At 71.7% G+C, this 23,240-nt stretch carries 15 protein-coding genes, 1 rRNA gene and 1 pseudogene; 4 read left to right on the top strand and 13 right to left on the bottom strand.

Annotation, left to right across the window (positions count from 1 at the left end):
- Nucleotides 1–80: 80 nt before the first annotated feature.
- From ACH4PU_RS26345 to ACH4PU_RS26335, 3 genes are all read right to left on the bottom strand, one after another.
- Nucleotides 81–5,072, bottom strand: coding sequence for an NAD-glutamate dehydrogenase (locus ACH4PU_RS26345; RefSeq protein WP_398276861.1), 4,992 nt, complete (start codon nucleotides 5,070–5,072; stop codon nucleotides 81–83).
- A 452-nt stretch (nucleotides 5,073–5,524) separates the two neighbouring features.
- A complete protein-coding gene (locus ACH4PU_RS26340; RefSeq protein WP_398276858.1) occupies nucleotides 5,525–6,187 on the bottom strand; it encodes an HAD family hydrolase in 663 nt (220 codons plus the stop codon).
- Between the two features lie 81 nt (nucleotides 6,188–6,268).
- Nucleotides 6,269–6,772 (bottom strand): DUF6912 family protein, encoded by a 504-nt coding sequence (locus tag ACH4PU_RS26335; RefSeq protein WP_398276855.1) that lies wholly within the window; start codon nucleotides 6,770–6,772, stop codon nucleotides 6,269–6,271.
- A gap of 255 nt (nucleotides 6,773–7,027) precedes the next feature.
- Here ACH4PU_RS26335 and ACH4PU_RS26330 point away from each other — a divergent pair, with 255 nt between their 5' ends.
- Nucleotides 7,028–7,468, top strand: coding sequence for an Rv3235 family protein (locus ACH4PU_RS26330; RefSeq protein ID WP_398276852.1), 441 nt, complete (start codon nucleotides 7,028–7,030; stop codon nucleotides 7,466–7,468).
- 56 nt (nucleotides 7,469–7,524) lie between these two features.
- Here ACH4PU_RS26330 and secA read toward each other — a convergent pair whose 3' ends face one another.
- The gene (secA, locus tag ACH4PU_RS26325) at nucleotides 7,525–10,347 is read right to left on the bottom strand and encodes a preprotein translocase subunit SecA (protein WP_398276849.1); all 2,823 of its coding nucleotides are present in this window, start codon (nucleotides 10,345–10,347) and stop codon (nucleotides 7,525–7,527) included.
- Between the two features lie 355 nt (nucleotides 10,348–10,702).
- Between secA and ACH4PU_RS26320 the strand changes: the two genes are divergently transcribed.
- Together ACH4PU_RS26320 and ACH4PU_RS26315 are read left to right on the top strand one after the other, a co-directional pair.
- Nucleotides 10,703–11,308, top strand: a complete 606-nt coding sequence (locus tag ACH4PU_RS26320; RefSeq protein ID WP_398276846.1) for a GNAT family N-acetyltransferase — start codon at nucleotides 10,703–10,705, stop codon at nucleotides 11,306–11,308.
- Between the two features lie 41 nt (nucleotides 11,309–11,349).
- Nucleotides 11,350–12,573 carry a winged helix-turn-helix domain-containing protein gene (locus ACH4PU_RS26315; protein WP_398276843.1) on the top strand — a complete coding sequence of 408 codons (1,224 nt, stop codon included), beginning with the start codon at nucleotides 11,350–11,352 and terminating at the stop codon, nucleotides 12,571–12,573.
- A 12-nt stretch (nucleotides 12,574–12,585) separates the two neighbouring features.
- Here the strand turns inward: ACH4PU_RS26315 and ACH4PU_RS26310 are convergent.
- From ACH4PU_RS26310 to mtnA, 8 genes and pseudogenes are all read right to left on the bottom strand, one after another.
- Nucleotides 12,586–12,702 (bottom strand): annotated as a pseudogene (locus tag ACH4PU_RS26310) (LuxR C-terminal-related transcriptional regulator); the annotation flags it as partial.
- Nucleotides 12,703–12,765: 63 nt separating this feature from the next.
- Entirely contained in the window at nucleotides 12,766–13,518 is a 753-nt protein-coding gene (locus ACH4PU_RS26305; RefSeq protein ID WP_004946877.1) for a response regulator transcription factor, read from the bottom strand.
- Nucleotides 13,519–13,779: 261 nt separating this feature from the next.
- The gene (gene hpf / locus ACH4PU_RS26300; RefSeq protein WP_398276840.1) at nucleotides 13,780–14,466 is read right to left on the bottom strand and encodes a ribosome hibernation-promoting factor, HPF/YfiA family; all 687 of its coding nucleotides are present in this window, start codon (nucleotides 14,464–14,466) and stop codon (nucleotides 13,780–13,782) included.
- Between the two features lie 434 nt (nucleotides 14,467–14,900).
- Nucleotides 14,901–15,659: a ComF family protein gene (locus ACH4PU_RS26295; RefSeq protein ID WP_398276837.1), complete on the bottom strand. Its 759-nt coding sequence runs from the start codon at nucleotides 15,657–15,659 to the stop codon at nucleotides 14,901–14,903.
- A gap of 180 nt (nucleotides 15,660–15,839) precedes the next feature.
- A complete protein-coding gene (locus tag ACH4PU_RS26290) occupies nucleotides 15,840–17,660 on the bottom strand; it encodes an LpqB family beta-propeller domain-containing protein (protein WP_398276834.1) in 1,821 nt (606 codons plus the stop codon).
- Entirely contained in the window at nucleotides 17,657–19,681 is a 2,025-nt protein-coding gene (gene mtrB, locus ACH4PU_RS26285; RefSeq protein ID WP_398276831.1) for an MtrAB system histidine kinase MtrB, read from the bottom strand. The genes ACH4PU_RS26290 and mtrB overlap by 4 nt, the downstream gene beginning before the upstream one ends.
- 1 nt (nucleotide 19,682) lies before the next feature.
- Complete coding sequence (mtrA, locus tag ACH4PU_RS26280; protein WP_004946863.1) at nucleotides 19,683–20,360, bottom strand: two-component system response regulator MtrA; 678 nt, start codon at nucleotides 20,358–20,360, stop codon at nucleotides 19,683–19,685.
- Nucleotides 20,357–21,514, bottom strand: coding sequence for an S-methyl-5-thioribose-1-phosphate isomerase (gene mtnA / locus ACH4PU_RS26275; protein WP_398276827.1), 1,158 nt, complete (start codon nucleotides 21,512–21,514; stop codon nucleotides 20,357–20,359). The genes mtrA and mtnA overlap by 4 nt, the downstream gene beginning before the upstream one ends.
- Nucleotides 21,515–21,765: 251 nt before the next feature.
- On the opposite strand from mtnA, the gene ACH4PU_RS26270 reads away from it, so the two are divergent.
- Nucleotides 21,766–22,824, top strand: a complete 1,059-nt coding sequence (locus ACH4PU_RS26270; protein WP_398276824.1) for a glycerophosphoryl diester phosphodiesterase membrane domain-containing protein — start codon at nucleotides 21,766–21,768, stop codon at nucleotides 22,822–22,824.
- 149 nt (nucleotides 22,825–22,973) lie between these two features.
- Here the strand turns inward: ACH4PU_RS26270 and rrf are convergent.
- Nucleotides 22,974–23,090 (bottom strand): 5S ribosomal RNA (rrf, locus tag ACH4PU_RS26265).
- Nucleotides 23,091–23,240: the final 150 nt, after the last annotated feature.

Here is a 23,240-nt window from a genome sequence, read left to right as displayed (position 1 = left end):
GGGATGAAGAAGGACGAAAAGGGGCGGCCCCGGGGTTCTGGAACCCCGGGGCCGCCCCTCGACGGCGATCGGTCAACCGGTCAGCTGTGCGTCCGCAGCAGGGTGCGCATGGTCCGCATGGCCACCGACAGGTTGGCCAGGTCGAACGAGTCCGAGCCGCGGATCTCGTCCAGCGTGGTCCGCGCGCGGGACAGGATCGGCGCGTTCTTCTCCTCCCACGCCGTGAAGCGCTGCTCCGGCGTGGAGGAGCCGTTGCCCACCGAGAGGATGTCGGCGGTGAGCGCGGCGTGGCACGCGTACAGGTCCTCGCGGATGGAGGCGCGGGCCATGGACTGCCAGCGGTCGGCGCGCGGCAGCTCGATGATCTTGTCCATGAGCTGGGTGATGTGCAGCCGGTCGCCGAGGTCGTAGTAGACCTCCGCCACGAACAGCGGCTCCTTGCCGGTGCGCTCCGCGATGGCGACGATGTCCAGCGCCGGGAAGACGGACGAGAAGCCCGCGACCCGGACGGCCAGCTCGCCGGGGATCCCGGCCTCCGTCAGCTCGTCGTGGATGGACTGCCACCAGTCGAGGTCCGCGCCGCGCAGCAGCTTGGGCAGCTCGCCCCAGACCGTCGCCACCCCGTCGCGGAAGTACTCGATGGTCTCGGCCAGCTGGAGCGGCTGCGGACGGTTGTTGAGCAGCCAGCGGGTGCCGCGCTCGACCAGCCGCCGCGAGTGCAGCCGCACCCGGGTCTGCACGTCCGCCGTGACCTTGTTGTCCAGCGCCTCGACGGCGTCCCACACCGCGCCCAGGCCGAAGATCTCGCGGGCCGCGGCCTGCGCCCGGACGATCTCCTCCAGCGAGGCCCCGGTCTCCTCCCGCAGCCGGTGCAGGAAGGTCGAACCGCCGGTGTTGACCGTGTCGTTGACGAGGACGGTCGTCACGATCTCGCGGCGCAGGGCGTGGTGGTCGATCTGCTCGCCGAACGTCTGCCGCAGGGCACCCGGGAAGTAGGCGTAGAGCAGGCGCTGGAGGTACGGGTCGTCCGGCAGGTCGGTGGCCAGCAGCTCCTCGGCGGTCGTGATCTTGATGTAGGCGAGCAGGACCGCCAGCTCCGGCTGGGACAGGCCGCGCCCGGCGGAGAGCCGCTCGCGGATCTGCCGGTCGGTGGGCAGGAACTCCAGCGCGCGGTCCAGGTGGCCGTCCCGGCTGAGGCGGCGCATGATCCGCTGGTGGGCGTGGAGCAGGCTGGGGGCCTGGGCCACCGCGTTGGCCAGGGCGACGTTCTGCGCGTAGTTGTTGCGCAGGACCAGCTCGCCGACCTCGTCGGTCATCTCCGCCAGCAGCTTGTTGCGCTGCTTGACGGTCATGTCGCCGTCGGTGACCAGCGCGTTGAGCAAGATCTTGATGTTCACCTCGTGGTCCGAGGTGTCCACGCCGGCGCTGTTGTCGATGGCGTCGGTGTTGACCCGGCCGCCCGCGAGCGCGAACTCGATCCGGCCGAGCTGGGTCAGGCCCAGGTTGCCGCCCTCGCCGACGACCTTGACCCGCAGGTCGCCGCCGTCGACGCGGATCGCGTCGTTCGCCTTGTCCCCGACGTCCGCGTGGGACTCGGTGGACGCCTTGACGTAGGTGCCGATGCCGCCGTTCCACAGCAGGTCGACCGGGGCCCGCAGGATGGTCTTCATCAGCTCGGCCGGGGTCATCTTGGTGATGCCCGGCTCGATGCCGAGGGCCTCGCGGACGTGCGCGTTGAGCGGGATCGACTTGGCCGTCCGCGGGTGCACGCCGCCGCCCTTGGACAGCAGCGAGGTGTCGTAGTCGGCCCACGAGGAGCGCGGCAGCTCGAAGAGGCGCCGGCGCTCGGCGTACGAGGTGGCGGCGTCCGGCTTCGGGTCCAGGAAGATGTGCCGGTGGTCGAAGGCGGCCACCAGGCGGATGTGCTCCGAGAGCAGCATGCCGTTGCCGAACACGTCGCCGGACATGTCGCCGACGCCGACGACCGTGAAGTCCTCGGTCTGGGTGTTGTGCCCCAGCTCCCGGAAGTGGCGCTTCACCGACTCCCAGGCACCGCGGGCGGTGATGCCCATGCCCTTGTGGTCGTAGCCCGCCGAACCGCCGGAGGCGAAGGCGTCGCCGAGCCAGAAGCCGTACGACTGGGCGACCTCGTTGGCGATGTCGGAGAACGTCGCGGTGCCCTTGTCGGCCGCGACCACCAGGTAGGTGTCGTCCTCGTCGTGTCGCACGACGTCCTTCGGCGGCACGACCTCGCCGCCGACCATGTTGTCGGTGATGTCGAGGAGACCGGAGATGAAGGTCTTGTACGAGGCGATGCCCTCGGCCAGCCACGCGTCGCGGTCCACCGACGGGTCCGGCAGCCGCTTGCCGACGAAGCCGCCCTTGGCGCCCACCGGCACGATGACGGTGTTCTTCACCATCTGCGCCTTGACCAGGCCCAGCACCTCGGTACGGAAGTCCTCGCGCCGGTCGGACCAGCGCAGACCACCGCGGGCGACCTTGCCGAAGCGCAGGTGCACACCCTCGACGCGCGGCGAGTAGACCCAGATCTCGAAGGCCGGGCGCGGCGCCGGCAGGTCCGGGATGGCCTGCGGGTCCAGCTTGATCGACAGGTAGTCGTGCGGCTGCCCCTGCGCATCCCTCTGGAAGTGGTTCGTCCGCAGGGTGGCCTTGATGACCGTGAGGAACGCCCGCAGGATGCGGTCCTCGTCCAGGCTCGCGACCTGGTCGAGGGCGCCGTCCAGCTCCTCCAGCAGCCCGTCGGTCAGCTCCCGGCCCGCCCGCTGGAGGGCCGGCGACATCCGGGCCTCGAACAGGTTGATCAGCAGCCGCGTGGTGTGGACGTTGTTGCTGAGGGTGTCCTCCATGTACGACTGGCTGAACGTCGTACCGGCCTGCCGGAGGTACTTGGCGTAGGCGCGCAGCACCATCGCCTGCCGCCAGTCGAGACCGGCGCGCAGCACGAGCTGGTTGAAGTTGTCGTTCTCCGCCTTGCCCGTCCAGACCGCGGCGAACGCGTCCTGGAAGCGGCCGCGGGCGTCGTCGCCCTCGACGTGCTCGGGCATCCGCAGCCCGAAGTCGTAGATCCACGCGGTCGTCCGGTCCGAGCAGCGCAGGTCGTAGGGGCGCTCGTCGACGACCTCGACGCCCAGCCGGCTGAGGACCGGCAGCACGGCGGAGAGCGAGATCGGCTCGCCAGTGCGGTAGATCTTGAAGCGACGCTCGCCGGGGGCGGCGCCGACCGGCTCGTAGAGGCTGAACGCGAAGTCACGGTCGCCGCCGGCCGTGGTCAGCTTCTCCAGGTGCTGGAGGTCGGCGACGGCGCTGCGCGGGCTGTGGTCGGCCTTGTAGCCCTCGGGGAAGGCGTGGGCGTAGCGGCGCAGCAGCTCGGCGGCGCGCTCCTCGCCGACCTCGGCGGTGAGGGTCTCGGCGAAGCCGTCGGCCCAGGAGCGGGCGGCCTCCACCAGGCGGCCCTCGATGCGCTCGGCGTCGGCGTCGCTCAGCTCCGGCAGCGTGGAGCCGGGCTCGACCCGGACGACGAAGTGCAGCCGGGACAGGACGGACTCGGTGTTCCAGGCCGTGAAGTCGACGCTGGTGCCGTTGAGCTCTTCCTTGAGGATGTCGATCAGGCGCAGCCGGACGCCGGTGGTGTAGCGGTCGCGCGGCAGGTAGACCAGGGCGGAGTAGTAGCGCCCGTACTCGTCGCGGCGCAGGAACAGCCGCAGCCGGCGGCGCTCCTGGAGGTAGAGCACGTTGGTGGCGATGGAGCGCAGCTGGTCGGCCGGGGTCTGGAACAGCTCGTCGCGCGGGTAGGTCTCCAGGATCTGGAGCAGGTCGCGCCCGTCGTGGCTGTGCGGCGTGAACCCGGCGTCGGACAGCACCTGGGCCACCTTGCGGCGGATGACCGGGACCCGGCGCACCGACTCGGTGTAGGCGGCCGAGGAGAACAGGCCCAGGAAGCGGCGCTCACCGACGACGTTGCCCTCGGCGTCGAACTTCTTGACGCCCACGTAGTCGAGGTACGAGGGGCGGTGCACGGTGGCGCGGCTGTTGGCCTTGGTCAGCACGAGGAGCTTGTGCTCACGGGCCTTGGCCCGGGCGTCGGCGGGCAGCCGGCTGAAGGACGCCGAGGCGGGCCGGGCCAGCGGCGCGTGCGGGCCCTCGTGGTGCCCGTCGGCCGTGTGCGCGGGGTCGGAGCGGAGGATGCCGAGGCCGGTGCCGGGGACGGCGGTCAGCGCGTCCTCGTCGCCGCTGTCGGCGGGCACCTTGGTCAGCTCGTACTCGCGGTAGCCGAGGAACGTGAAGTGGTCGGCGGAGAGCCAGCGCAGCAGCTCGCGGGCCTCGTCCACCTCGGTGACCGGCAGGTCGGCGGGGGCGGGCTCGTCCTGCAGCCCGTCGGCCAGCCGCAGCGCGGCCTCCCGCATCTTCTCCCAGTCCTCGACGGCCTCGCGGACGTCGGAGAGGACGCGCAGCAGGTCGGTGCCGATCTGCTTGAGGTCGTCGCGGTCGGTCTCGCGGTCGATCTCGACGTGGATCCAGGACTCGACGAGCGCGTCGTGCGGCAGCTCGGCGTCCTTGCCGGTGCCGTGCGCGTCGCAGTTGGAACCGAGGACCTCCAGCAGACGGCCGGTCAGGTCGCGGCGGACGACCATCTGCGGGTGGATGACGACGTGGATGCCGCGGTTCTGCCGGGAGAGCTCGTTGGTGACCGAGTCCACCAGGAACGGCATGTCGTCGGTGACCACCTCGACCACCGAGTGGCTGCACGTCCAGCCGTTCTCCTCGACCGTGGGCGTGTGCACCCGCACGTTCGCGGTGCCCTGCGGCCGGTTCTCGGCGAGCCGGTGGTGCGACAGCGCGGCGCCGAAGACGTCGACGGGGTCGCGGCCCGTCAGGTCCTCCGGCGCCGTGTGCAGGTAGTAGCGCTGGAGGTACGCGGTCAGGGTGTCCTGGTCGAGCCCGCCCTCACCGTTCGGCCCGGTCGGGTGCGGTGCCCCGGCCGGCGTGTTCTCGGCGACGCGGACCGCCCGCGCGAGCAGCTCGGCCTTGGCTTCGTCCAGCTTGGTCTGCATGTCCTCTGGCTCCTGTCGCGCGCCGTTGCGTGACATAGGTGGTGAAGGCATCACGCCGCGACGCCGGTTCTCCGGTCGACTTCGACGGTATGCCGGGATGAGGGGTGACCGGGCCGTTCTCGGACAACTCTGTTAGAAACGTCAGAAGCGTCGGACGGACCCGGTTCCGGGGACCAGCGGTGGCCCGGGCGCCGTGGCGCTCCGGGCGGCGCACAGGGGCGTCGTCGCCCCCGCGGGATATCGCGCTGATCACCCGGTAAGGCTATCGCTCTTCCGGGGGACCGCGTCATGAGCCGATTGTGTACAAAAGACGGCCCCTGTCTTTGACGGTCTGGACAGCGACCCGCCCCCGGCCGCGGCCCGGCACCCCTTCCCGGCGCTCTCCTCACCGCTTTCCCCCCGTTCACCTCGGCATTCGCCCGCCGCCCGCGACTCGTCGGCAGCCGCCGGCCTCACGCCACCAGGTGCTCCGCGAGCTCGACCGCCTCCGTCAGGGTGTCGACCACCGGCACCCCGGCGGCGGACAGGCTCGCCCTGCTGTGCGACCCCCCGGTGTACAGCACCGCCTTCGCGCCCACGTGCGCCGCGGCGAGCGCGTCGTCTACCGCGTCCCCGACGACGACCACCCGCTCCGGAACCGTGCCCTCCAGGGCCGCCACGTGTCGGGCCATCTGCTCGGCCTTGCCCCGGTCGCTCCGGCCCGTGCGGCCGTCGACGCGCACGAAGTGGTGCTCGATCCCGTACGTCCGCACCAGGGGTATCAGGTCGTCGTGCGACGCCAGCGAACAGAGCGACTGGGTGCGGCCCGCCGCCTGCCGGTCCGCGAGCAGCTGCCGGGCCCCCTCCGCCAGCTCGGCCTCCACGGCGTACTTCGCGTAGTGCCGGTGGAACGCCGCGTCCATCACCTGCCACTCGGCGTCGCTGGGCAGCCGGCCCATGAGCCGCTCGTAGAACCGCGGCACGGGCACGCAGTACAGGTCCCGGTACCGCTCCAGCGTGATCGGGGCCAGCCCCACCTCGGCGAACGAGGCGTTCGTCGCGGCCATCACCGCGTCGACGTCGTGCAGCAGCGTGCCGTTCCAGTCCCAGACGATATGAGCCCCGTGCTGTGTCATGGAAAGACCGTACCGGCCCCCACTGACAACGCCCCGGGCCCCCCGTCCGACCAGGGCGGACGCCCCTCGGACCGGGCCGGCTCAGATCAGGTTGGGGATCTCCTGCACGCCGAACCACATCAGCTCGTGGTCCTCCGCGCCGTCCACCGTGAAACGGGCGTCCTCGTCGCCCTGGTCGGCCGCGCCCAGCGCCGCCGCGGCGGCCGCGACGTCCGCCTCGGCGTCGTCCGCGTCCACGTGCACGGCCGCGGCCTTCGCCAGCGGCACCGGACGGGACAGCCGTACCTCGCCGAGCGCCGACTCGTCGAGCCCCCGGTCCGGGTCCACGGCGGTCTCCCGGTCCGGGACGTCGACCGCGACGACCACCCGGCGCCGCGGCGCCTCCGGGTCGGTGGCGATCCGCCGGAGCGACGCCTGCGCGGCGCGCCCGAGCGCCGCATACTCCAGCTCCTCCATGTCGTCGGAGACGTACCACTCGCGCAGCGCGGGGGTGACGGCGTAGGCGTCGAACGGGGCCGGGCCGAGCTCGCCCGTCCGGTGCGCCTCGGCGAGACCGTGGAGGGTCAGAGGGACGTAGACGCGCATGTCCGCCGCTTTCCGGAGTACCTGTGGATGGGTGCGCTGCCAGCATACGGGGGCGCGCCGGACCGGGGCGCGTCCCCCTTCGAAGTGCCGGACACCGGTCGACCGGCCTCCGGCCCCCACCCGGCCCACGGCCGCGACCAGCGGAAACCGCACATCCCTCACCCGGATAGGTGAACCGCCCCCGCCCGCCGGAGGTCCTTGCCGGGCCCATCCGCGCGCCGGTAGAAGATCCCCGACCGAAGGGGGCGAACAGCGTTGAACAGGACCACCGGACCGGGCCGGGACACCGCCCGGCGCACCGCACCACCGCGGCGGACGGACGCCCGGCGCCCAGGCGCAGGACCGGCCGCCCGGCAACTCCGCGCGGGCATCCCGCGCTACTGGTTCGCCGAACAGCTCCTGCTCACCCTGAGCGGGCAGCGCCCGGTGCACCGCATGCTCGGCTACACCCTGCCCGCCGCCTACGACCTGCTCGTCGAGCTCGCGCCACGGGCGCCCCTGCGCCCGCCGGCCCCCGGCGGCGGCACCCCGGTCGTACACCGCTGCGACCAGTTCCAGCCGCGCCCCGGCGTGATCGAGGCGTACGCGCGGATCGCCTCCGGCGACCGGGTGCGGGCCCTGGCCTTCCGGCTGGAGCAGGGCACGGACCGCCGTTGGCGGTGCTCCGCCGTGGAGCTGGGCGGCGCCCGCGCCTGAACACGCCGGAGGGGCGGGACGCACCGGCGTCCCGCCCCTCCTCACGACCTGTCAGGTCACTTCTTGCGACGCCGGCCACCGCCGCCGTTCCGCTGCGCCTTGCGGCGCTCGGCCCGGGTCATCCCGTCCGCCGCGGAGCGGACCGGACCGTCGTCGTTGGTGAAGTCGCCCTCGACGACGCCGCCCTCGCCGTCCACCGTCGGGGCGGAGAAGTGCAGCCGGTCCGGACGCTGCGGGGCGTCGAGCCCCTTGGCCCGGATCTCCGGACGGGCGGCCGGCACCGCGTCGGCCGGGGCCTTCTCCAGCGAGGGCGCCTCGCCGGCCTGGACCGGGACCTCCTCCAGTTGCTGGTCGACCTGGACCTCCAGGTTGAAGAGGTAGCCGACCGACTCCTCCTTGATGCCCTCCATCATGGCCTGGAACATGTCGAAGCCCTCGCGCTGGTACTCGACCAGCGGGTCCTTCTGGGCCATCGCGCGGAGGCCGATGCCCTCCTGGAGGTAGTCCATCTCGTAGAGGTGCTCACGCCACTTGCGGTCCAGGACCGACAGGACGACGCGGCGCTCCAGCTCGCGCATGATGTCGGAGCCGAGCTGCTCCTCGCGGGCCGCGTACTGCTCGTGGATGTCGTCCTTGACGGACTCGGCGATGAACTCGGCGGTGATGCCCGCGCGGTCGCCCGCCGCCTCCTCCAGCTCCTCGATGGTGACCTTGACCGGGTAGAGCTGCTTGAACGCGCTCCACAGCCGCTCCAGGTCCCACTCCTCCGCGAAGCCCTCGACGGTCTCCTGGCGGATGTAGTCGTCGATGGTGTCGTCCATGAAGTGCTGGATCTGCTCGTGCAGGTCCTCGCCCTCCAGGACGCGCCGGCGCTCGGCGTAGATGACCTCGCGCTGGCGGTTGAGCACCTCGTCGTACTTGAGGACGTTCTTGCGGGTCTCGAAGTTCTGCTGCTCGACCTGCGACTGGGCGGAGGCGATGGCCCGGGTGACCATCTTGTTCTCGATCGGCACGTCGTCGGGCACGTTGGCCATGGCCATGACGCGCTCGACCATCTGGGCCTTGAACAGGCGCATCAGGTCGTCGCCGAGCGACAGGTAGAAGCGGGACTCGCCGGGGTCGCCCTGACGGCCGGAACGACCGCGCAGCTGGTTGTCGATACGGCGCGACTCGTGCCGCTCGGTGCCCAGGACGTAGAGCCCGCCGAGCGCCTTGACCTCCTCGAACTCCGCCTTGACCGCGGCCTCGGCCTTCTCCAGCGCGGCGGGCAGGGCGGCGGCCCACTCCTCGACGTGCTCCACCGGGTCCAGGCCGCGCTGGCGCAGCTCCGCCTCGGCGAGGTCGTCGGGGTTGCCGCCGAGCTTGATGTCGGTACCGCGGCCGGCCATGTTGGTGGCGACGGTGACGGCGCCCTTGCGGCCGGCCTGCGCGACGATCTGCGCCTCGCGCTCGTGGTGCTTGGCGTTGAGGACCTCGTGCGGGATGCCGCGCTTGGAGAGCTGCTGGGAGAGGTACTCCGACTTCTCCACCGAGGTGGTGCCGACGAGGATCGGCTGGCCCTTGGCGTGCTTCTCTGCGATGTCCTCGACGACGGCGTCGAACTTCGCGACCTCGGTGCGGTAGATCAGGTCCGACTGGTCCTTGCGCTGCATCGGACGGTTCGTCGGGATCGGCACCACGCCGAGCTTGTAGATCTGGTGGAACTCGGCGGCCTCGGTCATGGCCGTACCGGTCATGCCGGAAAGCTTGTTGTAGAGGCGGAAGAAGTTCTGCAGGGTGATCGTGGCGAGCGTCTGGTTCTCGTCCTTGATGTCCACCCCTTCCTTCGCCTCGATCGCCTGGTGCATGCCCTCGTTGTAGCGGCGGCCGGCGAGGATACGGCCGGTGTGCTCGTCGACGATCATGACTTCGCCGTCCATGACGACGTAGTCCTTGTCCTTCTTGAACAGTTCCTTCGCCTTGATGGCGTTGTTGAGGTAACCGACGAGCGGCGTGTTGACCGACTCGTAGAGGTTGTCGATTCCCAGCCAGTCCTCGACCTTGGTGACACCGGCCTCGTGGATGCCGACCGTGCGCTTCTTCTCGTCGACCTCGTAGTCGCCGGTCTCCTCGATGCCCTTCTGCGGGTTGGCCGGTTCGCCGCGCTTCAGCCGGGTGACCAGCTTGGCGAAGTCGCCGTACCACTTGGTGGCCTGGTCGGCCGGGCCCGAGATGATCAGCGGGGTACGGGCCTCGTCGACGAGGATCGAGTCGACCTCGTCGACGATCGCGAAGTTGTGCCCGCGCTGCACGAGCTCGTCCTGCGACCACGCCATGTTGTCGCGCAGGTAGTCGAAGCCGAACTCGTTGTTCGTGCCGTACGTGATGTCGCAGCTGTACATCTCGCGGCGCTGGGCCGGCGTCATGTTGGCCAGGATGCAGCCGACCGACAGACCCAGGAACTTGTGGACCCGGCCCATCATTTCGGAGTCGCGCTCGGCGAGGTAGTCGTTGACGGTGATCAGGTGCACACCATCGCCGGAGAGCGCGTTCAGATAGGCGGGCAGCGTACCGACGAGGGTCTTGCCCTCACCGGTCTTCATCTCCGCCACGTACCCGAGGTGCAGCGCGGCGCCGCCCATGAGCTGGACGTCGTAGTGGCGCTGGCCGAGCACGCGCTTGGCCGCCTCGCGGACGGTCGCGAACGCCTCGGGGAGCAGGTCGTCGAGGCTCTCGCCGTCGGCGTACCGCTGCCTGTACTCCTCGGTCAGGGCGCGCAGCTCGGCGTCGGAGAGGGTGAGGAAGTCCTCTTCGATGGAATTGACCTGGTCCGCGATGCGGTGCAGCTTGCGCAGGATCTTGCCTTCTCCTGCACGCATGATCTTGCCGAAGACGGACACGTAGGCTGACTCCTTGCCGGTCGGGCCTGGCACTGGCTGTCCCCCGCCACCGGCGGGGAGAGGGTGCGCGGGCACGACGGGACAGTCCCCGCCGCAACGGCCATCGTAAGCGAGGACCCCACCGCGCCGGGAGGTCCGTCATCGCGGAGGCCGGGGATCACCCGCACGGTGAACGCACGGGGCGCCCGCGACGTGCCCGACGGGGGTAACCGGTATACGGAATGTTGTCTTCCGGTCCATTGCGCACGCGCATGTGCCGCTTTCCGACGCTTCCCGGGGCTTCCCGACGCTTCCGCCGCGAGAAATCCCCGGGCCCCGGCGACGCGGCGGCGCCCACCCACCAGACTCTCGGATCATGGAACCGACACCCCTCACCACCGAGCGCCTGCTCCTGCGCCCCTTCACCCCGGACGACATCCCGGCCGTGCACGCCGCCTGCCAGGACCCCGCGATCCCCCGCTACACCCCGGTGCCCTCCCCGTACACGCTCGAGGACGCCCGTCTCTTCGTCGAGGAACGCTGCCCGGCCGGCTGGCGCGACAACACCGCGTACACGTTCGGGGTCTTCACCCGGGACGACGGCCGGCTCGTCGGCTCGATGTCCCTGATACAGCTCAAACTGGCCGCTCCCGAACGGCAGGCCGAGATCGGCTACTGGACCGCCAAGGAGTTGCGCGGTCGCGGCTACACCGCCGAGGCGGCCCGCGAGATCGTCCGCTGGGCGTTCCAGGACCTCGGCGCCGAACGGCTGGAGTGGATCGCGGAGGCCGGGAACGAGGGCTCCCGGGCGGTCGCTGCGAAGGTCGGGTTCCGGATGGACGGCACGGTCCGCGCCCTGATCCCGCACAACGGGACACGCCGCGACGCCTGGACGGGCACGCTGCTCCCCTCGGACCTGGGCCTGCCGTCGCCGACGCCCTACCTGCCGTATCCGGGACGGGACCGGGCGGCCGGAGCCTGACCACAGGGGGCGTTGTCAGTGCCACGCCCTAGGGTGATCGCATGACAACTGCCGCCACCTCGAAGGGCCGTAGGGCCGACATCAGCCTCTCCGCCGACGAGGCGCGCCGCATCGCGCTGCGCGCCCAGGGCCTGCTCGGCGCGCCGGACCGGCGGGCCGGGGTGCGCGGGGTGCTGCGGCGGCTGGGCGCCGTCCAGTTGGACACCATCTCGGTGCTGGCCCGCTCGCACGAGCTGGTCCCCTACGCCCGGCTGGGCGCCGTGGGCCGGGACGTGGTGGAGTCCGCCTACTGGACGCCGCGGCCGGCCGGTGGCGCGGCGGAGCCGCCGCACGGCTTCGAGTACTGGTCGCACGCCGCGTGCGTGCTGCCCATCGAGGAGTGGCCCCTCTTCGCGTTCCGGCGGCGGGCGTTCCGGGAACGCGGCCACCGCTGGCACATCATGGCGGACGCGGAGCGCTCCTGCGCCGCCGTACGCGACCGCCTGCTGGCCGACGGGCCGCTCACCGCGACCGAGTTGGGCGGCGCCAAGAAGGGCGGGCCGTGGTGGGACTGGTCCGAGACGAAGATCGCCGTCGAGTGGCTACTCGACACCGGAGAGGTGGTCTGCACCGAACGGCGCGGCTGGAAGCGGGTGTACGACCTGGCGGAACGCGCGGTGCCGGACGCCCTCTTCCACGACGGCCTGGACGACGCGGCGTGCATACGGCGGCTGGTCGCCCAGGCCGGGGCGGCCATGGGGGTGGCCACCCGGGCGGACCTGGCGGACTACCACCGGCTCAAGGCGGAGCAGGTGGACGCGGCGCTGGAGGGCTCCGGCCTGGTCCCGGTGGACGTGGCCGGATGGACCGCGCCCGCCTGGGCGGACCCGGCCGCGCTGGACGCGGAGTCGACGGCCCGCGGGCAGCGGCACCGTACGACGCTGCTGTCCCCCTTCGACTCGCTGATCTGGGACCGGCCGCGCACGGAGCGGATCTTCGGCTTCACGCACCGCCTGGAGGCGTACGTCCCCAAGGCCAAACGCGTGCACGGCTACTTCGCGATGCCCCTGCTGGCGGGCGGCCGGCTGGCGGGCCGGGTGGACCCGGCCCGGGAGGGACGGACGCTGGTGGCCCGCCAGGTCTCGCTCGCCGGAGCGGGGGCGGTGGCACCGATGGCCCGGGCACTGCGCGAGGCGGCCGAGTGGGTCGGCTGCGACGACGTACGCGTGGAGCGCTGCGACGACGCGCGGCTGGGGGAGGCACTGCGGACCGCACTCACGGCCTGACCGGCCACCGGGTCAGCGGATCTCCAGGATCTTCTCCCACATCGCGTACACCATCGCCTCGGTCCTGGAGTGCAACTGCGACTTCTCCAGGATGTTGCGCACATGGTTCTTCACCGTGTTCTCGCTGATACTGCGACACTCCGGGGGATAACCCCCGGGCCCCCAGCCCACCGGTGGCCCCCGGCGCGATCCTCAGCGAATCTCCAGAATCTTCTCCCGCATCGCGTACACCACCGCCTCCATCCTGGAATGCAACTGCAACTTCTCCAGAATGTTGCGCACATGGTTCTTCACCGTGTTCTCGCTGATGAACAACTCCTTGGCGATATCACGGTTGTTCATGCCGGTGGCCACCAGCTTGAGCACTTCCAGCTCGCGGTCGGTCAGCCGGGGCGCGGGTACCAGCCGGCGCTCATCGGTGCGCTGGATCATGGACTTGAACTCGGTGAGGAGCTTGGACGCCATGGAGGGGCTGATCTGCGACTGCCCGTCGGCGACCGCCCGGATCGCGGTGGCGACCTCGTCGGTGGAGATCTCCTTGAGGAGGTAGCCGGTGGCGCCCGCCTTGATCGCGTCGTAGAGGTCGGCCTCCTCGTCGCTGATCGTCAGCATGATGATCTTGGCGCTGGGGGCCACCTCCTTGATGGAGGTGCACGCCTCGATACCCCCGCGCCGCGGCATCCGCACGTCCATCAGCACGATGTCCGGCAGCAGGTCGGCGGCCTTGTCCACGGCCTCGGCCCCGTCGCCCGCCTCGCCCACGACGAGGATGTCCTCCTCGTGTGCCAGCACGATCTCCAGCCCGCGGCGGAAGAGCGCGTGGTCGTCCACGACCAGGACCCGGATCGGCTCGCTCCTCGGGGCCGCCCCCGCGACCGGGTCCGTGCGGGCGCCCTCGACGTCGTCCTCGCCGGCGCCGGTCACGGATCCGAACCTGTCCGCCATTGTTCCTCCCCCTGAAGGCCATGGCCCCTCGCGGTTGCACGATGCGCACCCCAACCGGTCCCGCCGGACCAGCCGTTGCCGCCCGCCCATGATTCCATGCCGGGCCGGACCGCGCTGCCGCCGCGGCCGGGCGCGGGACGCACGACGGAGCCCCGGAAGCCCTCCCGGGCTCCGGGGCACCGCCTCGGAGGGAACCGCGGACCGGCGGCCGGCGTGGCGTGTCGCGCTCACCCGCGGCCGGCGCCGGGCCGCGGCCCGGCGTCAGCCGCCGAGCGCTCCGCCGGCCCCGCCGGGCTCCGCCTCGGCGAAGGGGTCGGCGTTGAGGTGGATGACGCCGTAGTCGTAGGCGTGCCGCCGATAGACGACACTGGGCAACTTGGTGTCGGAGTCGACGAACAGATAGAAGTCGTGGCCGACCAACTCCATTTCGTAGAGCGCCTGGTCGAGCGTCATCGGAGCGGCGGTGTGGGTCTTCTCGCGGACCACGACGGGGCCCTCGCCCCGGATCTCCAGCGGCCCCATGCGGGTCACCGGCACCTCGTCCGCGGTCTCCGTGGCCAGCCGGCCGCTGTCGTCGAGGCGCGCGGCGCCGTCGACGGCGACCCCGACCTCGCTCGCCGGAATACGTCCGTTGCCCCGGCGGTCGAGACGCTTGTCGTGCTGCTTGCGCAGCCGCGCTTCCAGCTTGGCTGTGGCCAGGTCCAGCGCGGCGTAGGGATCCGTCGCGGCGGCCTCCGCCCGGATCACCGGTCCGCGACCGCGCAAGGTGATCTCGACACGGTCCGAACGGTCCGCCTGCCTGGGGTTGGGCTCCTTGGACACCTCCACGTCGAGGCTGATCACCTTGCCGTCGAGCTTCTGGATCTTGTCGACCTTCAGCTTCTCGGCCACGTGCTTGCGAAAGCGCTCGGGCACCTCTGTCTTGCGGCCCTTGACGACGATGTCCACGCAGAACTCCGTTCCCGGATCGCCCCGCCGAAGGTGCGGAGCGCATCCCTCTTGCATCAGGCCCCGGAGCTGACCGGAGCCACCGACACGGCGGTTCCACCTCCTCCTCCCCGGCGGCAAGACCTGCGTCCCACCCGGTTCCAGCTTCTTCGAAGGCGCGCAAAACGCGCCATTCGGAGATATGAGTCATAGCTTTCGCCATTCCTCACAACCGAACATATCTCGCGGGGAGGCCCGTCGGTACCCCTTACCCCGCCGTACCTCCATTCAGGTGTTCTCCACCCGTTTCCATGTGGAACGACGGGGCTTACCCGCGAGTTCCGCTTGCCGGTCCGGCGGGCCTCCGCGCTTGGTTGACGTCTGTCCCCACCAGCGCCCCTCACTCCCCCGAGATCACTTTCGTCCCCATGAATCCCGCCGGCACAGCCGCGCCATCACCACGACCGCGCCATGGATCTCCCGGAGCTCCCCGGTCTTCCCCTCCCGGCCTCCCGCGGCGGCACCGCGACCACCGCCGCCCCGGCCACCCGGCCGCCCGCGGCGCCCACCGCCCGCGCCGCCTCGACCAGCGACGCTCCCGTCGTCATCAGGTCGTCGACCAGCACCACCACCGTGCCCCCGGCCCACAGCCGCGCGGCCCACGCCGGCACGGCCAGCGCACCGGCCACATTGGCCCGCCGCTCCCGTCCGTCCAGCCCCACCTGGTCGGCCACCGCCCGGCGCTGCCGCAGCACGGGCACCGCCCGGGCCTCGGCGCCGGACCGCCGCAGCACCCCGGCCGCGGCCACGGCCAGCCGGCGCACCGGATCGTGCCCGCGCCGCGCCACGGCCCGCCGTGCGGAAGGCACCGGGACGAGGAGCAGAGGCCCGCCCAGGCCCCGCGCGCCCCGGCGCGCGCCACCCGTAGCGACCCGGCACACCGCGCCCGCCAGCGCGCCGCCCAGGGCCTCCGTCAGCACCAGCGCTCCCCGCTCCTTGTGCGCGAGCAGCACCGACCGCACCGCATCCGCGTACCAGGCCGCGGCGTATACCCGCGGCAGCCCGGCCGGCACCGGATCCGGCCACGCCCGCCGCGCCGAGCGCGCCGACAGCTCCTCCCGGCACTCCTCGCACAGGACGCGGCGCGCAGCCCCGCATCCCGCGCAGTCGGCCGGGAGCACCAGCCCGGCGATCTCCTGCCACCACCCCCGCACGGTCTCCACTCTCCCGCCGGGAGACCGGACCCGCCACCCCTGTGGACAACTCCGGGCATGGGCACGACACCCTGTGGACAGCCCCACGACACCGCCCGCTCAGCCCGCTCACCGCACCCAGCCGGCCCGGACTCCCCGCGAAAGCCCCTGCCCCGCCCAGGCGCCGCCCCGCCCGGCCCCCTACCCCGGATAGACCGGCGCCGCCCCGTCCTTCGCCACCGGCTTCCAGTTGGTGTCCGGCAGCAGCCGGACGATGTCCCCGTCCCGCTCCGCGAGCAGCGCCGTCGCCCGACCCTGCCCCTCCGGAGCGGCCACCCCGCCGACACCGGTGATGCCCGGCAGCGCCGAGACACCGGACAGCGAACCGTCCGTCTCGATGAACTCCACCTGCTGCAGGCCGCCCTGCTCGTTCCCCGCGACCAGCAGCCGGCTCCCGCCGGCCCAGGAGACGGCGTCCACGTGCACGAAGTTCGGCGCCACCGACCGCAGGTCATGCACCGACAGCTCCGGCCGCCCGTCGTGGCCCTGCCGTTCCACCCGGCCCAGCCGCAGCCAGGAACGGTCCCCCTTGGTCACCACCAGAGCGATCCGCACCCCGTCCGCCGCTATCCGGACCCCGGTGATCCGGCCGCCGTCCAGCCCGCTCACCGGCACCTCTTCCGGCGCGCCCTTGCCCTCGCGCAGCCGCAGCAGCCGCGGGTGCTCGGGGTCCTGGTCGGCCACCCACAGGTCACCGAGACCGTCCCAGCTGGGCGTGGTGAGACCCGCCTTGGCGCCGCCGCGCGAGGTCAGCCGCGCCTCGCCCGGCTGCGTCCCGTACTCCAGGCCCGCGACGAACAACGACTGGCCGTTGGCGCTCACCACGGCGGCCAGCCGCTCGTCCCGGTCCACCGCCACGGACCCCAGCCGCGGCCCGTCCGCCCCGAACGGCCCGGCCACCCGCCGCGCCTCGTCCTCGGCGTCGGCCAGCTCGACCACGCGGCGCCGGCTGTCGAGGAAGTACTGCCGATAGGGCCGCCCCGCCGTCTGGTCCGGCCCGAAGTCCGCGGCCCGGTCCCGCTTGAGCGAGCACAGCGTCTCGTCACCGCTCTGCAGCGTCACGCTCTCCACCCGCGCCGACTCCTGCGCGGTGTAGAAGAGCTGCGCCGCCATCTGCTGGCACTGCCGCTCCCCGACCCGGGCCGCCTTGCCGTCGAGCCGCACCTTGAGGTTGTTGGAGTCGTCGAGCGACAGCCGCTCGGCCGCCAGCCGCGTCCCCGGCGGGAACGCGGTCGCCGCGACCGGGTTCAGCCACGTCGTCGGCCCGTCCAGCAGCGCCTTCACGGCGGACGTCACCGTGTCTATGCGCTTGCGCAGGTACACCGGGTCGGCGACGAGCACGTCCCGCCCCTTCCCGGCCGCCCCCGGGCCCAGCTCGGCGAAGTAGTACTTGTTGACCGACCGGTAGATGCGCTGGAAATCGGGAACGCCGACCACCAGCCCGGGGGGCGGCACGTCAATGCGCCACTCCCCGTCCTCGTACGTCAGGTGCACCGACTGCTCGTACGTCCGATCGTCGGGCTTGTACGCGTGCTTGACGTCCACCCGCGCGACCTGCTTGCCGGTCAGCTTGACCCGCCGCGAGGGCACCGCACCCGGGTCCCGGTCGCGGCCCCCGGGCTCCACCTGCACCTGCGGCATATCCGCCAGCACCGTCGTCGACGCGGCCGGATCCCACTGCCGCTTGACGGACTTCGCCAGGTACATCCGCGCCGTCGCGTAGTCCGGGTCGTCGCTGGTCGTCGCCTCCAGGAAGCCCTTCACCAGCTCCGTCGGCTGCTCGCCCTTGCGCGGCGGCACACCGTACACCCGCACCTGCGAGTCGGCGTCCGCGCGCTGCGAGGAGTCGACGGCGTGCACCTCGCCGCTGTCCGGCATCGACGCGCAGCCGGCCAGCAGCAGTCCGGCGACGGCCGCCACCGCGGGCAGCGCCGCGCGCCACCGGTCGTTCCGCCTGCTCACGGCCGCCTCCGCTCTTGAACGCCCTGAACACCCGAAGCGCCCGAAGCGCCCGAAGCGCCTTGAACGCTCTGACCGCTCTGAACGCCACCCATCGAACCGTCCGCCGTCGTCCCGCCCGGCCGCGCCACCACCCGCGCCCCGCTGCCCGGCAGCGCGGTCGGGTCCACGGCCGGCGTCTGCCGCGTCTGCGGCGGTACGGGCGCCCCGCGGCCGGCCGCCGCCAGCGGCACCCCGGCCTCGTTCACCCCGCGGTTGCGCCGCGAGTCCGCCGGCTCCAGCGGGATCGGCGAACCGCGCAGCGGCTCCCCCGCCGTACAGGGCAGCGTCAGCCGGAACTGCGACCCGCCGCCCGGCTCGCCCCACGCCTGGAGCCAGCCGCCGTGCAGCCGCGCGTCCTCCACCGCGATGGACAGCCCGAGGCCCGTCCCGCCGGTCGTCCGGGCCCGCGCCGGATCGGCGCGCCAGAACCGGTTGAACACCCGGGTGGCCTCGCCCGGCTTGAGCCCGACGCCGTAGTCCCGGACGGCCACCGCGACCGCTCCGCCGGCCATCGCCAGCCGGACCGCCACGTCCCGCCCCTCACCGTGCTCCACGGCGTTGACGACGAGGTTCCGCAGCACGCGCTCCACCCGCCGGGCGTCCGCCTCCGCGATCACCGGCCGTTCGCCGCCCTCGACGAGCAGCCGGGTGCCCTTCCGCTCGGCCAGCGGCAGCGCGCCCTCGATGACGCGGTGGACGACGTCCCGCAGGTCGATCGGCTCGGCCTCCAGGGCCGCGGCGCCCGCATCGAACCGGCTGATCTCCAGCAGGTCCGCGAGCAGCGACTCGAACCGGTCCAACTGTCCGAAGAGGAGCTCCGCCGAGCGCGCCGTGACGGGGTCGAAGGTGTCCCGGGCCTCGTGGATGACCTCGGCCGCCATCCGCACGGTCGTCAGCGGCGTCCGCAGCTCGTGCGACACGTCGGAGACGAACCGTCTCTGCATCCGCGACAGCTCCTCCAACTGCTGGATCTTCACCTGGAGGTTCTGCGCCATCTTGTTGAACGACTCGCCCAGCCGCGCGATGTCGTCCTCGCCCGTGACCTTCATCCGCTCCTGGAGCACCCCGGCCGCCAGCCGCTCGGAGATGCTGGCCGCCATCCGCACCGGAGTGACGATCTGCCGCACCACCAGCCACGCGATGGCCCCCAGCAGCACCACCAGAAACACCCCGGCGGTCGCCAGCGTGCCCTTCACCAGGCTCAGCGACTTCTCCTCCTGCGTGAACGGGAAGAGGTAGTACAGCTGATACGGCCTGCCGCTGATGTCGTAGAGGCGCTTGCCGACGACGAGCGCGGGCTCGCCCTCGTCCGAACCGCTGCGCCGGATCGACGTGGGCTCTTCGAAGGCCCCCTGCTTCTCCAGCCGCTTGCGCAGCTCCTGCGGCACGCTGCGCTCGGGATCGATGTCCCCCGAGGCCCGCGGCCCGCGCGTCCCCACGTGTGCCCCGTCGGAACCGCCGTCGCTCAGCGCGACGACGTAGTAGACGCCCTGGCCGCCACTGGCGAGCTGCTGGACGAGCCCGGTGAGCCAGGCGCCCGGGTCCGGGGACCTCCCACCCGTCTGCGGCGTGTCCTGGGCCCGCCCGTCCGCACCGGTCGCCCCGGCGTCGGCGGCGTCCCTGGCAGCCTTGAAGCCGCCCTCGGCCTGGCTCTGGGCCGCGTTCCGCTTGGCCTCCAGCAGGCCGTTGCGCACCTGGCCGATCACCACGACGCCCAGCAGCAGCACCACACCCAGGGACATCAGCAGCGTGGTGGCGACCACGCGCAACTGGATGTTCCGCAGCCACAACCGCATCACCGGCAGCAGCGGACGGCGTACCCAGCGCGCGTAGAGGCGCAGCACCGGGTGGACGGGCGCCGTCGCCGCCCCGTCGGGAAGCAGCCGGCCGGCCCGCCACAGCCGCCGGAAGAGAGATACCCCGCCCGTCACCTCGGCGGGCCGCCCCGCGCCCCGCTCCGGAGCGGCACCGCCGTCCGTCATGTCAGCTCGGCCCGGCCTTGTAGCCGACGCCCCGCACGGTCACCACGATCTCCGGGCGCTCGGGGTCCTTCTCGACCTTCGAGCGCAACCGCTGCACGTGCACATTGACCAACCGGGTGTCGGCCGCGTGCCGGTATCCCCACACCTGCTCCAGGAGCACCTCGCGCGTGAACACCTGCCACGGCTTCCGGGCCAGCGCCACCAGCAGGTCGAACTCCAGCGGCGTCAGGGCGATCGCCTGCCCGTCCCGCTTCACGGAGTGACCCGCCACGTCGATGACGAGGTCGCCGATGGTCAGCTGCTCGGGAGCCGGCTCCTCCGATCTCCGCAGCCGGGCCCTGATCCGGGCCACCAGCTCCTTGGGCTTGAACGGCTTGACGATGTAGTCGTCCGCCCCGGACTCCAGACCGACCACCACGTCGACGGTGTCGCTCTTCGCCGTCAGCATCACGATCGGCACACCGGATTCGGCACGGATCAGCCGGCACACCTCGATACCGTCCCGGCCGGGCAGCATCAGATCAAGCAAAACAAGATCGGGTTTGGCCTCGCGAAAAGCGGCGAGTGCCTTGTCACCGTCGGCTACGAACGACGGCTCGAAACCCTCACCACGAAGCACAATTCCGAGCATCTCGGCCAGTGCGGTGTCGTCGTCGACGACAAGGACGCGTCCCTTCATATCGACATCATCCCATTACCCGATCGTGACCTGTCACACAGCTCCGCCAGACCGGCCTTCGTCACGGGGGAAACAACCCCGTTTTCCGTGACAATCGCGGTCATCAACTCGGGAGGTGTGATGTCGAACGCAGGGTTGTACGCCTGCGCCCCCAGCGGTGCCACCGGCACCCCCGCCCCGGCCCCCACACCCGCCGCCTGCGGCGGAACGGGGATTTCGGTGACCTCCTGGCCGGGCCGCTGCTCCACTTCGATATCCGCGCCGCCTTCCGTGCCGAGGTCCACCGTCGTGCTCGGCGCCACCACCACGAACGGGATGTGGTGATAGCGGGCCAGCACGGCGAGCGGATAGCTGCCCACCTTGTTGGCCACCGAACCGTCCGCCGCGATCCGGTCCGCGCCCACGAGGACGGCATCCACCTCCCCGGCCGCGAACAGCGAGCCCGCGGCACTGTCCGTGAGCACCGTGTACGCCATCCCGGCGCGGGCCGCCTCGTACGCGGTCAGCCGCGCCCCCTGGAGCAGCGGACGCGTTTCGTCCACCCAGAGCCGCCGCAGCCGCCCCGCGCCGTGCAGGGCCCCGGCGACGGCGAACGCCGTGCCCTGGCCGCCGGAGACCAGGGCTCCGGTGTTGCAGTGGGTCAGAATGCGGTAGCCACCGCCCGGCAGCAGCTCTTCGAGCAGGGCGACCCCGTGCTCGGCCATCCTGGCACTGGCCTCCGCGTCCTGCCGGTGCACCGCCCGCGCCTCCGCCAGCGCGGCCGCCGCGGCGGCCCGCCCGTCACCCCCGCCCTTCCGGGCCGCCGCCCGGTGGGCGTCACGCACCCTGGTGACGCCGTACGCGAGGTTGACCGCGGTGGGACGGGCACGGGCCAGCATCTCGGCGGCCTCCTCCACATCGAACCCGCGCACCGCCGCCAGCGCCACACCGTACGCACCGGCCACTCCCAGCAGCGGAGCCCCACGGACGGCGAGCGTCTGCATGGCGTCAACGAGGGCCGGCACATCCGTGCAGACCAGCTCCACTTCCTCGGCGGGCAGGCGCCGCTGGTCCAGGAGGACGATCACGGGCCCTTCCGGTGGCTCCTCCCAGCGGAGGGGCGGAGTGGCGGAAAGAGCAGCGGCATCCGAAGGTCGCGCGTACTGATCGGCCATTCACCCAGTCTGCCCCGTCCCGGGGCGACTATTGAAGGTCCTCTCGCTTCTCTCCCCCTTATGAGACCAGGGGGCGCCGACGGGGGTCCCGAACCGGTCACCGCACGCCCCACCGCCACCTCCGTCAGGCTTCCGCCAAGGCCCTCCGGGCCGCTTTACGGGCCCGGGGCGCCCCCACTCCCCCATGACACGATGTCGGAGTACGGCTCGGACGCCGCACCGGCACGCGGGCCCAGAAGGAGCGACAGACCATGAACGACTCTCCGGGCCGGAACTCGCCCGGACCCCACCCGCCCGGCCCTCCCGGCCCCCCGCCGCCCCCTGGGTGGCAGAACGGCCCCGGCTGGGGCAACCGCCAGTGGGCACCTCTGCCGAGCGCCCCACAGCCCGGTGTCGTCCCGCTGCGCCCGCTGGGCCTGGGCGAGATCCTCCAGGGTTCGTTCGCGACCCTGTCCCGGTACTGGCGGACGGTGCTGCCGGTCTCCTTCGGCATCGCCCTGGTGACCCAGGCCGCGACGACGGCGGCCAACGGCCTGTGGCTGAAGGACGGCCAGGCGCTGGACGATCTGCGCGACGACGCCACTTCCCAGCAGGTGCTGGACACCATGAAGGACAGCCTGGGGGCGCTGGGCATCACCATGGTCGCCGGCCTCGTCGGGTCGATCCTCGCCTCGTCGATCCTGACGGTCGTGGTGAGCCGGGCCGTTCTCGGACGGCCCGTCAGCACGGCGGAGGCATGGCGCGACGCGCGTCCCCAACTGGCCCGGATGGCGGGCCTGCTGTGTCTGATCCCGCTGATGCTCCTCGGCGTCTTCGCCCTCGGCGCGGTCCCGGGCCTGCTCCTTTTCGCGGCCGGAGCGGACTCCGCCGGCGTCGCGCTCGCCCTGTTGGGCTCGCTGGCCGGGCTGGCCGCCATGGTGTGGCTCTGGGTCCGCTACTCCCTCGCGGCGCCGGCGCTGATGCTGGAAAAGCAGGGCGTGACGGAGTCCCTGCGACGGAGCGCGAAGCTGGTCCGGGGAGTTTGGTGGCGGATTCTCGGAGTGCAGGTTGTCGCCCTGTTGGTCATATCCGCGATCACCATGGTCGTGCAGGTTCCGGTCAGCGCCATTCAAATGATCACTATTGGCGATCTTGATTCCGGCGCATCCGTCACCTGGCCTTCCTTGATCATTAGCGGTGTGGGTGCCGTCATCAGTTCCACGGCCGCCCTGCCGTTTATGGCCGGCGTAACGGCGTTGATTTATCTGGACCAGCGGATTCGCCGCGAGTCGCTGGACGTGGAACTCATCCGCGCCACGAACTCCGGCTGACCCGTTCTCTTCCACCGCATAACTCGCTACCCGGGGGCGCGAAGGCGCCCTCGGGGCGGGGCCGGCCCCAATTCGTTGTACGGGGGCGTAAACGCAAGTAAGCCCTGGCAGGGAGCGATGCTCCCCACCAGGGCTTACTGTCAAAATTTGCTCGGCGGCGTCCTACTCTCCCACACGGTCCCCCATGCAGTACCATCGGCGCTGAAAGGCTTAGCTTCCGGGTTCGGAATGTAACCGGGCGTTTCCCTAACGCTATGACCACCGAAACACTATGAAACATAACAACAACCGGCACTTTGGTTGTTCGTGGTTTCAGAACCAACACAGTGGACGCGAGCAACTGAGGACAAGCCCTCGGCCTATTAGTACCAGTCAGCTCCAACCGTTACCGGTCTTCCACACCTGGCCTATCAACC

Source organism: Streptomyces sp. NPDC021100 (genome assembly GCF_044333095.1).
GTDB lineage: Bacteria > Actinomycetota > Actinomycetes > Streptomycetales > Streptomycetaceae > Streptomyces.
The sequence above is the reverse complement of the archived record's forward strand: the minus strand, read 5'-3'. Positions and strand labels throughout refer to the sequence as shown.

What these genes read in the sequence shown, in the direction of transcription:
- ACH4PU_RS26345 (WP_398276861.1), bottom strand. Translation starts at nt 5,072, where the DNA reads ATGCAGACCAAGCTGGACGAAGCCAAGGCCGAGCTGCTCGCGCGGGCG.
- ACH4PU_RS26340 (WP_398276858.1), bottom strand. Translation starts at nt 6,187, where the DNA reads ATGACACAGCACGGGGCTCATATCGTCTGGGACTGGAACGGCACGCTG.
- ACH4PU_RS26335 (WP_398276855.1), bottom strand. Translation starts at nt 6,772, where the DNA reads ATGCGCGTCTACGTCCCTCTGACCCTCCACGGTCTCGCCGAGGCGCAC.
- ACH4PU_RS26320 (WP_398276846.1), top strand. Translation starts at nt 10,703, where the DNA reads ATGGAACCGACACCCCTCACCACCGAGCGCCTGCTCCTGCGCCCCTTC.
- ACH4PU_RS26315 (WP_398276843.1), top strand. Translation starts at nt 11,350, where the DNA reads ATGACAACTGCCGCCACCTCGAAGGGCCGTAGGGCCGACATCAGCCTC.
- ACH4PU_RS26305 (WP_004946877.1), bottom strand. Translation starts at nt 13,518, where the DNA reads ATGGCGGACAGGTTCGGATCCGTGACCGGCGCCGGCGAGGACGACGTC.
- mtrB (WP_398276831.1), bottom strand. Translation starts at nt 19,681, where the DNA reads ATGACGGACGGCGGTGCCGCTCCGGAGCGGGGCGCGGGGCGGCCCGCC.
- mtrA (WP_004946863.1), bottom strand. Translation starts at nt 20,360, where the DNA reads ATGAAGGGACGCGTCCTTGTCGTCGACGACGACACCGCACTGGCCGAG.
- mtnA (WP_398276827.1), bottom strand. Translation starts at nt 21,514, where the DNA reads ATGGCCGATCAGTACGCGCGACCTTCGGATGCCGCTGCTCTTTCCGCC.
- ACH4PU_RS26270 (WP_398276824.1), top strand. Translation starts at nt 21,766, where the DNA reads ATGAACGACTCTCCGGGCCGGAACTCGCCCGGACCCCACCCGCCCGGC.